Annotated in this window: 13 protein-coding genes; 2 read left to right on the top strand and 11 right to left on the bottom strand. The window is 72.3% G+C overall.

Annotated features, from left to right (window positions below):
* Nucleotides 1–17: 17 nt before the first annotated feature.
* Together J7E88_RS02995 and J7E88_RS02990 are read right to left on the bottom strand one after the other, a co-directional pair.
* Nucleotides 18–545 (bottom strand): O-acetyl-ADP-ribose deacetylase, encoded by a 528-nt coding sequence (locus J7E88_RS02995; RefSeq protein ID WP_215176885.1) that lies wholly within the window; start codon nt 543–545, stop codon nt 18–20.
* A gap of 38 nt (nt 546–583) precedes the next feature.
* Nucleotides 584–1,999, bottom strand: coding sequence for an NAD(P)/FAD-dependent oxidoreductase (locus J7E88_RS02990; protein WP_215176884.1), 1,416 nt, complete (start codon nt 1,997–1,999; stop codon nt 584–586).
* A gap of 86 nt (nt 2,000–2,085) precedes the next feature.
* On the opposite strand from J7E88_RS02990, the gene J7E88_RS02985 reads away from it, so the two are divergent.
* Nucleotides 2,086–2,880 (top strand): nucleotidyltransferase domain-containing protein, encoded by a 795-nt coding sequence (locus tag J7E88_RS02985; RefSeq protein ID WP_215176882.1) that lies wholly within the window; start codon nt 2,086–2,088, stop codon nt 2,878–2,880.
* A 91-nt stretch (nt 2,881–2,971) separates the two neighbouring features.
* On the opposite strand, the gene J7E88_RS02980 is transcribed toward J7E88_RS02985, so the two are convergent.
* From J7E88_RS02980 to J7E88_RS02965, 4 genes are all read right to left on the bottom strand, one after another.
* A complete protein-coding gene (locus J7E88_RS02980) occupies nt 2,972–3,790 on the bottom strand; it encodes an inositol monophosphatase family protein (RefSeq protein ID WP_215176881.1) in 819 nt (272 codons plus the stop codon).
* 129 nt (nt 3,791–3,919) lie between these two features.
* On the bottom strand, nt 3,920–4,576 hold the full coding sequence (locus J7E88_RS02975; protein WP_215176880.1) for a M15 family metallopeptidase: 657 nt from the start codon (nt 4,574–4,576) through the stop codon (nt 3,920–3,922).
* Between the two features lie 87 nt (nt 4,577–4,663).
* Nucleotides 4,664–5,296: a TetR/AcrR family transcriptional regulator gene (locus tag J7E88_RS02970; RefSeq protein ID WP_215176879.1), complete on the bottom strand. Its 633-nt coding sequence runs from the start codon at nt 5,294–5,296 to the stop codon at nt 4,664–4,666.
* 33 nt (nt 5,297–5,329) lie between these two features.
* On the bottom strand, nt 5,330–6,760 hold the full coding sequence (locus J7E88_RS02965; RefSeq protein WP_215176878.1) for an amidase: 1,431 nt from the start codon (nt 6,758–6,760) through the stop codon (nt 5,330–5,332).
* Between the two features lie 55 nt (nt 6,761–6,815).
* Here J7E88_RS02965 and J7E88_RS02960 point away from each other — a divergent pair, with 55 nt between their 5' ends.
* Nucleotides 6,816–7,607, top strand: a complete 792-nt coding sequence (locus J7E88_RS02960) for an SDR family oxidoreductase (protein WP_215176877.1) — start codon at nt 6,816–6,818, stop codon at nt 7,605–7,607.
* A 385-nt stretch (nt 7,608–7,992) separates the two neighbouring features.
* On the opposite strand, the gene J7E88_RS02955 is transcribed toward J7E88_RS02960, so the two are convergent.
* From J7E88_RS02955 to J7E88_RS02935, 5 genes are read right to left on the bottom strand one after another with little or no spacing between them, the layout of a single operon-like run.
* Nucleotides 7,993–9,522 carry an NCS1 family nucleobase:cation symporter-1 gene (locus tag J7E88_RS02955; protein ID WP_215176870.1) on the bottom strand — a complete coding sequence of 510 codons (1,530 nt, stop codon included), beginning with the start codon at nt 9,520–9,522 and terminating at the stop codon, nt 7,993–7,995.
* Nucleotides 9,523–9,546: 24 nt separating this feature from the next.
* Nucleotides 9,547–10,548, bottom strand: coding sequence for a TIGR03842 family LLM class F420-dependent oxidoreductase (locus tag J7E88_RS02950; RefSeq protein WP_215176868.1), 1,002 nt, complete (start codon nt 10,546–10,548; stop codon nt 9,547–9,549).
* Nucleotides 10,549–10,560: 12 nt separating this feature from the next.
* The gene (gene hydA / locus J7E88_RS02945) at nt 10,561–11,964 is read right to left on the bottom strand and encodes a dihydropyrimidinase (protein ID WP_215176866.1); all 1,404 of its coding nucleotides are present in this window, start codon (nt 11,962–11,964) and stop codon (nt 10,561–10,563) included.
* Nucleotides 11,965–11,998: 34 nt separating this feature from the next.
* On the bottom strand, nt 11,999–13,279 hold the full coding sequence (locus J7E88_RS02940; RefSeq protein WP_215176864.1) for an aspartate aminotransferase family protein: 1,281 nt from the start codon (nt 13,277–13,279) through the stop codon (nt 11,999–12,001).
* Complete coding sequence (locus J7E88_RS02935; RefSeq protein WP_215176862.1) at nt 13,276–14,118, bottom strand: nitrilase-related carbon-nitrogen hydrolase; 843 nt, start codon at nt 14,116–14,118, stop codon at nt 13,276–13,278. Before J7E88_RS02935 ends, J7E88_RS02940 begins: the two co-directional genes overlap by 4 nt.
* Between the last annotated feature and the right edge of the window lie 6 nt (nt 14,119–14,124).

The following is a 14,124-nucleotide window of genomic DNA, read 5'->3' as shown; positions in this document are numbered from 1 at the left end:
CACGCCACGTGGCGGCGTCAGCCCGCCGCGGCCAGGGCCGCCTCGAACTGCGCGTACGCGGCCTCGTCGAAGAGCACGAAGCGCACCTCGGTGACCGGTTCCGTGGCGGCTTCGCGCACCGTGCGGATCGCGATGCGTGCCCCGTCGTCCATGGGCCAGCCGTAGATGCCGGTGGAGATGGCGGGGAACGCCACGGTCCGCGCCCCCAACTCGGCCGCCACGCGCAGCGATTCCTGGTAGCAGGAGGCGAGCAGGGCCGACCGGTCCTCCTCGCGCGACCAGACCGGCCCGACGGTGTGGATGACATGGGCCGCGTCGAGTCGCCCTGCCGTGGTCGCCACGGCCGCTCCGGTGGACAGGCCCTTGCCGTAGCGGGAGGCGCGCAGGGCGCGGCACTCGGCGAGGATCTCGGGGCCGCCGCGGCGGTGAATGGCGCCGTCGACGCCGCCGCCTCCGAGGAGGGAGGAATTGGCGGCGTTGACGATGGCGTCGGCGTGCTGCTCGGTGATGTCGCCGCGTACGAGGGTGATCGTCGGTTCGGTCATGCCCGCCATCATCGCCCTCACCGCCCGCGCGGCGGCGGTCATTCTGCCCGGAGCCGCCGCCAGACCGCCTTCGCCGCGTGATGACCGGACATGCCGTGCACTCCCGGGCCCGGCGGGGTCGCCGACGAGCACAGGAAGACGGCGGGGTGCGCGGTGGCGTAGGGGACGCGGGCCAGTTTGGGGCGGAGCACGGTCTGGAGGCCGGCGAACGCGCCGCAGGCGATGTCGCCGCCCACGTAGTTCGCGTTGCGCGCGGCGAGTCGGGGCGGGCCGGCTACGGCCCGGGCCAGGACGAGGTCGCGGAAGCCGGGGGCGAACCGCTCCAGCTGTCGTTCGACGGCCTCGGTGGCGTCGCCCTCCCAGCCGGCCGGCACATGACCGTACGCCCACAGCACGTGCTTGCCGTCGGGGGCCCGGGTGGGGTCGATCAGGCTCGGCTGCGCCGTGATCAGGAACGGCACCTCGGGATCACGGCCTTCTACCGCCCGCCGCAGGGCCGTGTCGATCTCTCCCGCGGTCGGGCCGATGTGCACGGTCCCTGCCTCGCGGGCGTCCTTCGCGGTCCAGGGCACGGGCCCCGAAAGGGCGTAATCGACCTTGAACGCGGAAGCGCCGTACCGGTAGCGCCAGTACGCGTGGCCGAGTCCGGCGATCCTGGCGAGGGCCGTCGGCGAGGTGTCGAAGACGTACGCGCGGGCTGGAGGCAGCTCGTCCAGGCGCTTGACCTCGGTGCCGGTGTGGATCTCGCCGCCCAGTTCCCCCAGGTAGGAGGCGAGGGCGTCGGAGATGGCCTGGGAGCCGCCGCGCGGCACCGGCCAGCCGACCTCATGCGCGGCGAGCGCGAACACCAGGGCGATGCCGCCGGTGGCGACACCGCTCGTGGGCGCGATGGAATGCGCCGCGAGCCCGGCGAGCAGCGCCCGGCCCTTCTCGCCCTTGAAGCGGCGGGCGAGCCAGGACGCGGGCTGGATCGCGTCGAGCCCGAAGCGGGCGAAGCGGTACGGGGCGCGGGGCAGCCCGTCCCAGGGGGTGCGCAGGAAGTCGGCCGCAAGGGTGTCCCAGTGCCCGAGGTAGGGCGTGATCAGACGGCGGTAGGCGCCCGCGTCGGCGGCGCCGAGGGACATGGCGCTCTCGCCCACCGAGCGGCTGAGGATCGCGGCCGTGCCGTCGGGGAACGGGTGCGCGAGGGGCAGCCGCGGGTGCAGCCACTCCAGGCCGTGCCGGGCGAGCGGCATACGGGCGAACGCGGGTGATCCGATGCCGAGCGGATGCACGGCGGAGCAGGGGTCGTGGCGGAAGCCGGGGAGGGTCAGCTCCTCGGTGCGCGCACCGCCGCCGACGCTGTCCAGGGCCTCGTACACGGCAACGGAGAAGCCACGGCGGGCCAGTTCGACCGCGGCGGTCAGTCCGTTGGGTCCCGCCCCCACGACGACGGCATCGAGCATCGACGGCACCTTCGGACTCCTTTGTCAGCCGAGGCCATGAGCCCCCAGGATATTCCGGCGCACCGACAGTGCGGGCCGGGGTACCTTCCGTCCCGATGGAAACCGTGATCGAGTCGATGGCCCGGCAGCTCACAGCCGTTGCGGGCATCCGCGCGGTCGCGCTCGGCGGCAGCCGGGCGCGCGGCACCCACCGGCCGGACTCCGACTGGGACCTCGGGCTCTACTACCGCGGCGAACCCGATGTCGCGGCACTCGCCGCGCTCGCTTCCGAGCTGACCGGCCGGCCGGTGGAGGTCGCCGGACCTGGTGGCTGGGGGCCGTGGGTCGACGGCGGCGCCTGGCTGATGGTGGACGGGGTGCCGGTGGACTGGATCCTGCGGGATCTGGACCGGGTGGACCGGGTGTGGGCCGACTGCCGGGCCGGACGGTACGAGACAGGTGTGCAACCGGGGCATCCGCTGGGCTTCTGGTCCCCGGCCTACGCGGGCGAGGTGGCGCTGTGCCGCGTACTGGCGGACCCCGCCAGCGAGTTGACGGAGCTTCGGGCGCAGACGGGGTCGTACCCGGAGCCGCTGCGCACGGCCCTGGTCCGGGCGGCGTGGGAGGCGGAGTTCTCCGTCGCGGCGGGACGCAAGTCGGCAGGGGCGGGCGACACACTGCATGTGTCGCTGTGCCTGTCCCGGGCATTCGGGGTACTGGTGCAGTCGCTGCACGCGCATCACCGGGTGTGGTGCCTGAACGAGAAGGGCGCGCTTGCGGCCGCCGCCGCGCTCCCGGACGTCCCCGGGGACTTCACCGCGCGTGTGTCGTCGGCGCTCACCCGTCTGGATGCCGCGGCGGTCAATTCGGCGGGCGAACTGGTGCGGGAGGTCAGGTCGCTGCTGACCTGACTCCGGCGGCCGGGGGGCCGGGAAGCCGGAGGCCGACCGCACGGCGCGCGCGACAGGTCGCGTCGCTGCCGTCCGCACCACGCGCGACGGGTCAGGTCAGCAGCTCCCGTATGCGCCGCGCGGTCGCCGCGTCACGGGCGGCCGTGAAGGGCAGGGTGTTGCCGCCGGTGATGCGGAACGGCTCGCCGGTCAGGGTGAGATGCGCGCCGCCCGCCTCCGTGACCAGCAGCAGCCCGGCCGCGTGGTCCCAGGCGTACTCCCACGAGAAGGCGACGGCGTCCAGGACGCCCCTCGCGACGTCCAGATACTCAAGGCCCGCCGACCCGCACGGTCGCGCGTGCACTCCGGGGACGCCGAGGCCGAGCAGCGCCCGCTTCTGCTCGGGGGTCGTGTAGTCCGGGTGAGACATGGCCACGTCGAGTACGGCGCCGGGGGCGGGCGAGCCGGAGCGCAGCGCCTCGCCGCCCAGTCGCGCGCCCCCGCCGCGCACGGCGACGGCGAGCTCGTCGGTGACGGGCGCGTACGTCCAGGAGGCGAGGACCTCGCCGCGGTGCGCGAGCGCGACCAGGGTGCAGAAGCCGGGCTCGCCGTGCACGAACTGGCGCGTGCCGTCGACGGGGTCCACGATCCACACGGGGGCGTCGCCGTGCAGCGCCTCGTAAACCGACGGGTCCGCGTGCACCGCCTCTTCGCCGACGACCACGGAGCCCGGCAGCAGGGCGGTCAGCGAGGCGGTCAGATGCGCCTCGGCGAGCCGGTCCGCGGCGGTGACGAGGTCGTGGGGGCCGTTCTTCTCGACGATCTCGTGCTCGGCGAGCTGCCGGAAGCGCGGCGTGATCTCGGCGGCGGCCGCCTTGCGGAGCGCCTCCTCGACGTCGGACAGATCACCGGTCAGAAATTCATCGATCATGCCACCAGCCAATCACGCCCGGCTGACATCGCGGGAGTCGCCCGGCGCCCCGCACCGTAACCCGGCGTTCCGCCGGGGTTCGCCGTCGCCCGGGTTCGCCGTCGCCCCGACGGCCACGGGGCGGGGCCCTCAGGTGCCGTCGGCGGAGAAGTGCTGGTAGTCCCGCGGTGACCAGAGGCCGCCCCACTGCCAGCCGGCGCTCGCCATGGCCCGGGTGACGGCGTCGCCCGGCATGATCAGCCCCTTGGTGGCCGGGGTCCGCGCCAGGTGGCGTTCGGCGGCCGGTGGGTGGACGGTGCCGGAGCGGTCCACGTACGGGTTCTCCAGGGGGTTGATGTCGACGGCGTCGCCGTAGGAGTGGCGGGACAGGTGGCCGGCGTCGCCCGTCACCCGGCGGCAGTTGAAGGCGGAGGTGTTGTCGTCGGCCATGGAACGCGCGTCGCTCCCGTCGTATTCGGCCATGACGCGCATGCGCCGGATCGGGAAGCGTTCGTCGAAGATCTTCCCGAAGGCGTGCAGCACCGGACGCACGGCATCCTGATGGACGATCAGTTCCCCACGACGGACACGACCGTCGAAGCCCCAGTGGTTCATGGTGATCAGCCGCAGCCGCTCCGGCGGCACCGGGCAGCCGGGCTCGTGGCTCGCGCCGAGTCTGTCCTGCGGCACGTCCCGCACGACGGCGGCGAGTCGGGGCGCTTCCCCTGCGGCGGCGTGGCCGGGCAGAAGACCGAGCGCGAGCCCCACGGCCAGGGCGGGCAGGGCGCATCGGCGAGCGATATGCACCCTTTCAGGGTAATTTGATGGGGTCCAGCCCGCATCAGACGGCCCGCATCAGACGGCCCGCATCAGACGGCCCGCATCAGACGGGCCTCACCGCCCGGCCGGTGGCACGAGCGCACCCTCGCCGACCGTGCCGTCGCCGAGCGCACCCTCCCCCACCGCGCCGCGTGCGAGCAGCAGCAGTGCGTCGACGAGGTCCTCGGCCGGCCCGCCGGTGGCCAGCCGCCGCAGCTGGAGACCCATCACCAGGGCGACGGTCGTCGCCGCGTACCGCTCGGCGTCCGGGACGCCGAGGCCGGTCAGTATCTGGGCGGCGAGCCGGTCGTACGCGGCGAACGCCTCGGCCGCGGCCTCCCGCAGCCGCTCGTCCCGTCCGGCCTCGACGTACAGCTCGAACGTGGCGATGTGCTCGCTGTCGAAGCCGATGCCGCCCGCCACCCGTCCTGCGAGCGCGGCCGCGCCCGCGATGTCGACGCACTCGCTGCGGCACTGGTCGGCGAGTGCGGTGAAACGCCGGGTCTCCTCTCGGACGAAGTGCAGCAGGCTCTCCCGCAACAGGTGGTGCTGGGTCTCGAAGTGGTACGTCACCGACCCCAGCGAGACACCGGCCTCCTTGGCTATCCGCCGGTTGGTGACCGCCGCGACCCCGTCCCTGCCGATGATGTGCAGGACGGCCTCGATGATGCGCTGCCGGGTGGCGGCGGAGCGAGGTGCGGTGGGCATGGCGTCATTGTCCCACCGGCGCGCTCCCGCTGGTCACGGGGTGGTCCAGTCTGCCGCCGCAAGGCCGTAGGAGGAGGGCGGACGCTTCTCGTACCACCGCAGGGCGTCCTCCAGTTGGGCGGCGAGAGAGATCAGCCGTTCCTCGCTGCCGGCCGGTCCCAGCACCTGGGCGCCGATGGGCAGTCCGTCGGCCGTGAACCCGGCGGGCACGGCCACGCCGGGCCAGCCCAGCACGTTCCAGGGCCAGGCGTACGGGCAGGCCGCGGCGATGCCGATGTCGGTGCGCCGGGCGGAGAACCCGTCGAAGTCGCCGATGCGAGGCGGCGGGGCGGCCGTGGCGGGGGTGAGCAGGACGTCGTAGCCGCCGAAGAACGCACCGATCCTGCGTTGCTGGGCCGCCTCGCGCGCTCGCGCCGCCCGCACGAGGCGGGCGAGCCGGTGACCGGAGCGGGCGGCAGACCGGGTGCGCGGGTCGAGCAGGGCCGGATCGGGGTGCCGGTCGGCGTACTCGGCGATGCCGGTCGCGGCGCGGGGCAGGAAGCTCAGCCCGATGAGGCCGTAGCGGGGGCGGGCCTCCTCGACGTGGTGGCCGAGGCGGGCCAGGGAGTCGGCGAGCGCGGTGACCGCGCGGCGCACCTCGGGGTGGGGGCGGGTGCCGGTGAGGGTGAGCGGCGGGCGCAGCGCGAGGGCGATGCGCAGCGGTCCCGGTTCGCGGCGGGCGGCCGCCGACGCGTCGATCGCGGCGGGACGGTAGGCCTCCTCGGGGTGGGGGCCGGACGCGGCGTCGAGCAGCAGCGCGGCATCGGCGACGGTACGCGCGAGCGGGCCGTTGACGGTCAGGCCCTGGAAGCAGTCGTTGTACGGGTGGACCGAGACGCGGCCGCGCTGCGGCTTGATGCCCACGAGGTGGGTCCAGGCCGCGGGGATGCGAATGGATCCCGCTCCGTCGGAGCCGAGTGCGGCGGGCACCAGTCCGGCGGCGACGGCTGCCGCGGAGCCGCCGGAGGAGCCGCCGGGGGTGTGTCCATCGGCCCAGGGGTTGCGGGTCGCCCCGAAGGCGGGCCCTTCGGTGAACGGCCACTGGCCCAGCTCGCACGAGTTGGTCTTGCCGACGATCACGGCGCCCGCGGCCCGCAGCCGCCGTACGGCCTCACCGTCCTCGGCCGCGGGCGGGATGTCGCCCGCGCAGCCGAAGTAGGTGGGCACCCCGCTCACGTCGGTGTCGTCCTTGACCGCGACGGGCACGCCGAGAAGCGGCAGCCTGTCCCCCGCCGCGAGCCTGCGGTCGGCGGCGCGCGCCTCCTCGACCGCGGCCTCGGCGCGCACGGTGCGGAAGGCGTTGACACTGCTCTGCGTGGCCTCGATACGGGCGAGAGCGCCCGTGACGAGAGCCTCGGACGTGGTCTCGCCCGCCGCCAACGCCCTTACATGCTCGACGAGTCCGCCGAATGGGTCTGTGGACACGCTGCCCCCGCCTCCCTATTGTTCGTTCGAACGAACAGAACTGGAGGGTAACCAGATGCGGATCACCGGAGCAACCGTTCTGCTCACCGGGGCGACCGGCGGCATAGGCGGCACCCTCGCGGCCGAACTCGCCGCGAGAGGTGCCAAGTTGACCGTGACCGGGCGGCGCGCCGACGCCCTTCGGCCGCTCGCCGAGCGCCACGGCGCGCGTGCGGTCGTCGCTGATCTGGCCCAACCCGACGATGTGCGCCGCCTCGCCGACGAGGCCGCGGGCACGGACCTCCTGATCGCCAACGCCGCCCTGCCCTCCAGCGGCGACCTGCTCGACTACACCCCCGACCAGGTCGAGCGCGCCTTCGCCGTGAACCTGCACGCGCCCGCCATGCTCGCCCGCCTCCTCGCCCCCGCCATGGTCGGGGCGGGCCGGGGCCACCTGGCGTTCGTCGGCTCCATCTCGGGCAAGGCCGCCACGAAGTCCGCCTCGCTGTACAGCGGCACCAAGTTCGGACTGCGGGGCTTCGCTCTCGGGCTGCGCCAGGACCTGCACGGCACGGGTGTCGGGGTCTCGATCGTCCAGCCCGGTTTCGTGCGGGACGCGGGAATGTTCGCCGCGACGGGCGCGAAACCTCCGGCCGGCATCCGCACGGTCTCGCCGCGGCAGGTGGTGGCCGGGGTGATGCGGGCGGTGGAGCGCGATGTGGCCGAGATCAACGTCGCTCCGCTGGAGTTGAGGCTGCTGGGCGCGATCGCCGGACAGTTCCCCGGCTTCGCCGAACGGGTGCAGCGCGGCGGGATGGCCGACAGGACGCTCCGACAGGTGGTGTCCGCACAGCGGTCGCGGCGCTGAGGCACGGTTGTCGATGGCCCTGCCACGGTCGCCCCGCACACGACCGGTCAGGGTGAGGTTCACCGTGCAGGAAGCCGCCGCGCGGCCCTCGACCATGTGCTGCACTCATGGCGTCCGCTCCGTGGAGCGGCGGTCTGGTGCCACCGGCAGCATGACGCTTCCGGCTTGGGTGGGGGGCCGCGGCCCGCGAGCCGGAGGCCCGGACTCATCGTGATGGAGCCCGCCGCGACCTTATTGGCTGCGCAGCGTACTCGGCGAGCACGCCACGGACTTCGGCCCCCCGCACGGGTGCGGGAACTGCGGGTGGAGTGGACCGCCTTCCTGGCGGCCCATCCTGTGTGCGGGGGCGGTGCGGACATGTGGCGCGACCGGCCGGCCGCCGCGCTCACGCCGCTGTTCGCCGCCCGTTGACGCGCGTCAGGGCCACGTACAGCAGCAGCGAGGTCAGCAGACCCACGGCCCAGCCGTAGTCCGCGAGCGGCCTGAGGAAGGGGATCAGCCCGTCTTCGGGGAAGGGCCCCTTCCCCGGCGCCGAGTGCGAGCCGCCCACCGCGAGCACGCCGCCCACCGCGAACGCGGCGACCGCGCGCAGGTTCCAGCCGGCGGTGTACCAGTAGCGTCCACCGGGTGTGTAGAGCGCGGGAAGGTCGAGGACGGTGCGCCGCACCAGCCAGTAGTCGGCGATGAGGATACCGGCGACGGTGCCGAGCAGTCCGCCGACCAGGCCGAGCCACGTGAAGATGTACAGCTCGGGCGTCTCGGTCAGCTTCCAGGGCATGATCAGCACCCCGACGACACCCGTGATCAGCGCGCCCGTACGGAAGTTGATGAGCCTCGGGGCCAGGTTCGCCAGGTCGTACGCGGGTGAGACGACGTTCGCCGCGATGTTCACGGAGATCGTCGCGACGAGCACGGTCACCAGCGCGAAGAGCAGGCCGAAGACGTTGTCCGTCCTGGCCGCGAGCGCGACCGGGTCCCACACGGCAGCGCCGTACACGGCCTGCGAGCCGGAGGTGACGAAGACGGACAGCAGGGCGAAGAGCGTCATCGTGGTCGGCAGCCCGAGCGTCTGCCCCCAGATCTGGGCACGCTGGCCCGCGCCGAAGCGGGTGAAGTCGGGGATGTTCAGGCTCAGGGTCGACCAGAAGGCGATCATGCCCATCAGGGAGGGGAAGAACACCGGCCAGAAGTCCGCGCCCCAGCCGAGCCGCGAGGGCTGGTCGAGCAGCGGCCCGAGACCGCCCGCCTTGCCGGCGATCCAGACCAGCAGCACCAGGGCGCCGATGATGACGAACGGCGCGGCCCAGTTCTCGAAGCGGCGCAGAGCCTCCATCCCCCGGTAGATGATGGCCAGTTCGAGCGCCCAGAACAGTACGAAGCACACCCACAGCGTCCACGGCTGGCCGCCGACCTTCGACACCTCGGCCCAGCCGCCGAACAGCTTGCCCAGCAGGACGAAGATGCCCTGGCCACCGATCCAGGTCTGGATGCCGAACCACGCGCAGGCCACCGCCGCCCGGATCATCGCGGGCAGGTTGGCGCCGCGCAGCCCGAACGAGGCGCGGGCCAGCACCGGGAAGGGGATGCCGTACTTGGGCCCGGCGTGCCCCGTGAGCAGCATCGGCGCCAGCACGATGACATTGGCGAGCGCGATGGTGAACACCGCCTGCTTCCAGTCCATGCCGAGCGCGACGAGGCCGGAGGCGAGCAGCCAGGAAGGGATGTTGTGGGCCATGCCGACCCACAGCGCCGCGAAGTTGTACGTGGTCCAGCGGCGGCGGGCGACCGGCACGGGCAGCAGGTCGTCGTTGACGAAACGGCCGTCGACGGGCAGGCCGCCCGGCGGGAGTTCGACGCGTCCTGCCGGGTCGGCTATGGGTCCTTCGGGGGGCACGGGCGGGACGGTCGCGGTCATGAGGCCTGACCCTTCAGCAGATGCTCATCTGGTGAGTGCGGGGATGATCTGCGCCCCGTAGGCGTCGATCGTCGCTTCCTTCGCGTCGTGCATGTTGTAGACGGCGAACTGGTCCACTCCCAGCTCGCGCAGGGCCTTCAGCTTCTCGATGTGCGTCTCGGCGGGGCCGAGGAGGCAGAACCGGTCCACGATCTCGTCGGGGACGAAGTCCGTGGAGGGGTTCCCGGCCCGGCCGTGGTGGCTGTAGTCGTAGCCGTGCCGCTCCTTGATGTACGCGGTCAGGGCCTCGGGGACCATGCCGGAGTGCTCGCCGTAGCGGGAGACGAGGTCGGCGACATGGTTGCCCACCATGCCCCCGAACCAGCGGCACTGGTCGCGGGCGTGTGCGAGGTCGTCGCCCACGTACGCGGGGGCCGCGACGCAGATCGTGATCGCCGACGGGTCGCGTCCGGCGTCCGCTGCCGCGGCGCGCACGGCCTTGACCATCCACTCGGTGAGGAACGGGTCGGCGAGCTGGAGGATGAAGCCGTCGGCCTTCTGCCCGGCGAGCGCCAGCGCCTTGGGCCCGTACGCGGCCATCCAGACGGGCAGCTTGCCGTCGCGCACCCAGGGCAGGCGGATCGGCTGCCCGTCGACGACCGCCTGCCGGCCCTCGGCCAGGTCGCGGATCACGCCGATCGCCTCGCCGAGCCGGGCCAGGGTGTTGGGCTTGCGGCCCGCCACGCGCATCGCCGAGTCGCCGCGGCCGATGCCGCACACGGTGCGGTTGCCGTACATGTCGTTGAGCGTGGCGAACGTGGAAGCGGTGACCTCCCAGGTCCGGGTGCCCGGGTTGGTGACCATGGGGCCCACGGTCAGCTTCTGTGTGTGCTCCAGGATGCGGCTGTAGATGACGAACGGCTCCTGCCACAGGACCGCGGAGTCGAAGGTCCAGCCGTAGCGGAAGCCGTTGCGTTCCGCGCGCCGCATCAGCCCGACGACCGCCGATGCGGGCGGGTCGGTCTGCAGGACGAGTCCGAAATCCACGAGGTGGCCTTTCTAGTTCAGGTACTGGCAGGCGGAACGGGGCGTGTAGAGGCCGTGGCCGGCGCGGCCGGTGAACCGCCGCCGCTCGATGACCACTTCGCCGCGCGACAGGACGGTCTCCACCTGTCCGGTGACTGCCTTCCCCTCGTACGCCGAGTAGTCGACGTTCATGTGGTGGGTCTCGGCGGACAGGGTCTGCTCGGCGTGCGGGTCGTAGATCACGACGTCGGCGTCGGCGCCGGGCGCGATGGTGCCCTTCTTCGGGTAGAGGCCGAACATCCTGGCCGGGGTCGCGCAGGCGATCTCGATCCAGCGGCGGCGTGTGATGTGCCCGTCGAGGACGGCCTGGTGGAGGAGGTCCATGCGGTTCTCCACACCGGGCAGCCCGTTGGGGATCTTGGAGAAGTCGCCGCGGCCCAGTTCCTTCTGTCCGCTGAAGCAGAACGGGCAGTGGTCCGTGGAGACGACCTGGAGGTCGTTGGTGCGCAGTCCGCGCCACAGCGCGGCCTGGTGCTCCCTGGGCCGCAGGGGTGTGGAGCAGACGTACTTGGCGCCCTCGAAGTCCGGTTCGGCCAGGTTGTCGGTGGACAGGAACAGATACTGCGGGCACGTCTCGCCGAAGACGTTCAGCCCCTTGTCGCGGGCCGCGGCGAGCTCGGCGACGGCCTCGTCGGCCGAGACGTGCACGACGTACAGGGGCGCGCCGGCGACCCGGGCGAGCTGAATGGCGCGGTGCGTGGCCTCCGCCTCCAGCAGCACCTTGCGGACCTCGCCGTGGTGGCGGGGGTCGGTCTCGCCGCGGGCGAGCGCCTGCTCTACGAGGACGTCGATCGCGATGCCGTTCTCCGCGTGCATCATGATCAGGCCGCCGTTGTAAGCGGAGCGCTGCATCGCGCGCAGGATCTGGCCGTCGTCGCTGTAGAAGACGCCGGGGTAGGCCATGAAGAGCTTGAAGGAGGTGATGCCCTCCTCCACGAGCAGGTCCATCTCCTTGAGCGAGGACTCGTTGACGTCGGAGAGGATCATGTGGAAGGCGTAGTCGATGGCGCACCGGCCGTCGGCCTTGGCGTACCAGGCGTCGAGGCCCTCGCGCAGGGAGCGCCCCACCGACTGCACCGCGAAGTCGACGATGGTGGTCGTGCCGCCCCAGGCCGCGGCCTGGGTACCGGTCTCGAAGGTGTCGGAGGCGGCGGTGCCGCCGAACGGCAGCTCCATGTGCGTGTGCGCGTCGACTCCGCCCGGGATGACGTACCTGCCCGTCGCGTCGATGGTGCGCTCCGCCGTCCAGGACTCCGCGGCGGCGGTGCCGTGGGCGGCGAGTGCGGCGATCCGGCCGTCGTCGATCAGGACGTCGGCGTGGATCTCGTCGGCGGCGGTGATGACGAGACCGCCGCGGATCAGGGTGCGGGTGCTCATGGTCTCCTCGCGTGTGGACTGGGAACGACAGGCCCTAGACGGCGCGCAGGGCCTGTTCGAGGAGGGACGCGCCCTCCTCCGCCTCGGCGACGGTGAGCGTCAGCGGCGGGGCGATGCGCAGGACGCTGGTGTTGTGTCCGCCGCCCTTGCCGATCAGGAGGCCGCTCTCACGTGCGGCCTCCAGGACCTTGCCGGCCGCCTTGGGGTCGGCCTCGTCGGTGCCCGGCTTCACCAGCTCGACACCGATCATCAGGCCGCGGCCGCGCACCTCCCGTACGGCGGGGACGCCCGCGCCGATCGCCCGCAGGCGCTCGATGAGCAGCCCGCCGACGCGCCGGGCGTTGCCCTGGAGGTCGTGCTCCAGGACGTAGCCGAGATTGGCGAGGCCGGCGGCCATGGTGACGGGTGAACCGCCGAAGGTGGAGATGGAGTTGGCGTCGAGGCAGTTCATGACCTCGGCGCGGGCCACGACGCCGCCGATGGACATGCCGTTGCCGATGCCCTTGGCGAAGGTGAGGATGTCCGGCGGCCCGTTCTCCGCGTGCGCCTGCCAGCCCCAGAAGTGTTCGCCGGTGCGGCCCCAGCCGGTCTGCACCTCGTCGGAGATCCACAGGATGCCGTGCCGGTCGAGCACCTCGCGGAAGGCGGCGTACAGCCCGTCGGGCGGCGAGGTGAACCCGCCGACACCCTGCACCGGTTCGGCGATCAGCGCGGCGACGTCGCGGGTGTGGCCGAGCAGGTCCTCCAGGTCGGCGACGCACGCCTGGATGAACTGCGCGTCGGACAGCGGGGCGTAGGGACCGCGGGTGCGCACGCCGCCGTGCACGTACAGCGTCTGGAGCGGGGACAGGCTGGTCGGGGACCAGGCCTGGTTGCCGGTGATGGACACCGCGGAGAAGGACCGGCCGTGGTAGCTGTTGCGCATCGCCAGGATCTGGTTGGAGCGGCGGTGGGCAGTGGCGAGCAGCAGAGCCGTGTCATTGGCCTCGGTGCCGGAAGTGGTGAAGAAGACGCGGGCGTCGGGGATGCCGGAGAGGCCGGCGATGCGCTCGGCGAGCTCCACCATGGGACGGTTGAGGTAGAGGGTGGAGGAGTGGATGATCCGGGCCGACTGCTCGCTCACCGCCTTGGTGACCTCGGGCAGGGCGTGCGCGGTCATGGTGGTGAGGATGCCGCCGAAGAAGTCGAGGTAGCGGTTGCCGTCCGCGTCCCAGACATGGCGGCCCTCGCCGTGGGTGATCTCGATGGGCCGGTCGTAGTAGAGGGCCAGCCAGTCGGGCAGGACGGTCTTGTGGCGGCGGTACAGGTCGGTCACGGCTGCACCAGCCCCTCGTACGCGTCGGGGCGGCGGTCCCGGTAGAACGCCCACTGCTGCCGCACGGTCTCGATCATGTCGAAGTCGAGGTCCCTGACCACCAGTTCCTCCTCCTTGTCGCTGGCGACGTCGCCGACGAACTGGCCGCGCGGATCGACGAAGTAGCTGGTGCCGTAGAAGTCGTTGTCGCCGTACTCCTCGATGCCGACGCGGTTGATGGCGGCGACGAAGTACTCGTTGGCGACCGCGGCGGCGGGCTGCTCCAGTTGCCAGAGGTAGGAGGACAGACCGCGGTGGGTCGCGGACGGGTTGTACACCAACTGGGCTCCACCAAGTCCGAGTTGGCGCCAGCCTTCGGGGAAGTGGCGGTCGTAGCAGATGTAGACGCCGACCTTGCCGACGGCGGTGTCGAACACCGGCCAGCCCGCGTTGCCGGGCCTGAAGTAGAACTTCTCCCAGAACCCCTTGACCTGGGGGATGTGGTGCTTGCGGTACTTGCCGAGGTAACTGCCGTCGGAGTCGATGACCGCGGCGGTGTTGTAGTAGAAGCCGGCGCCCTCGATCTCGAAGACCGGGACCACGATCACCATGCCGGTCTCGCGGGCGAGGTCCTGCATCCTGCGGACGGTCGGCCCGTCCGGGACGGGCTCGGCCCAGCGGTAGTGCTCGGGGTCCTGGACCTGGCAGAAGTAGGGGGCGTTGAAGACCTCTTGGAAGCCGATGACCTTGGCACCCTGCCGAGCCGCCTCCCGGGCGTGTTCCTCATGCTTGGCGATCATGGATTCGGTGTCGCCGGTCCAGGTGGCCTGGACGAGGGCGGCGCGTACGACATGGGCCATGAGCTG

The organism is Streptomyces sp. ISL-10 (genome assembly GCF_018614575.1).
In the GTDB taxonomy this organism is placed as follows: domain Bacteria; phylum Actinomycetota; class Actinomycetes; order Streptomycetales; family Streptomycetaceae; genus Streptomyces.
This window is presented reverse-complemented; position numbering and strand designations above follow the sequence as displayed.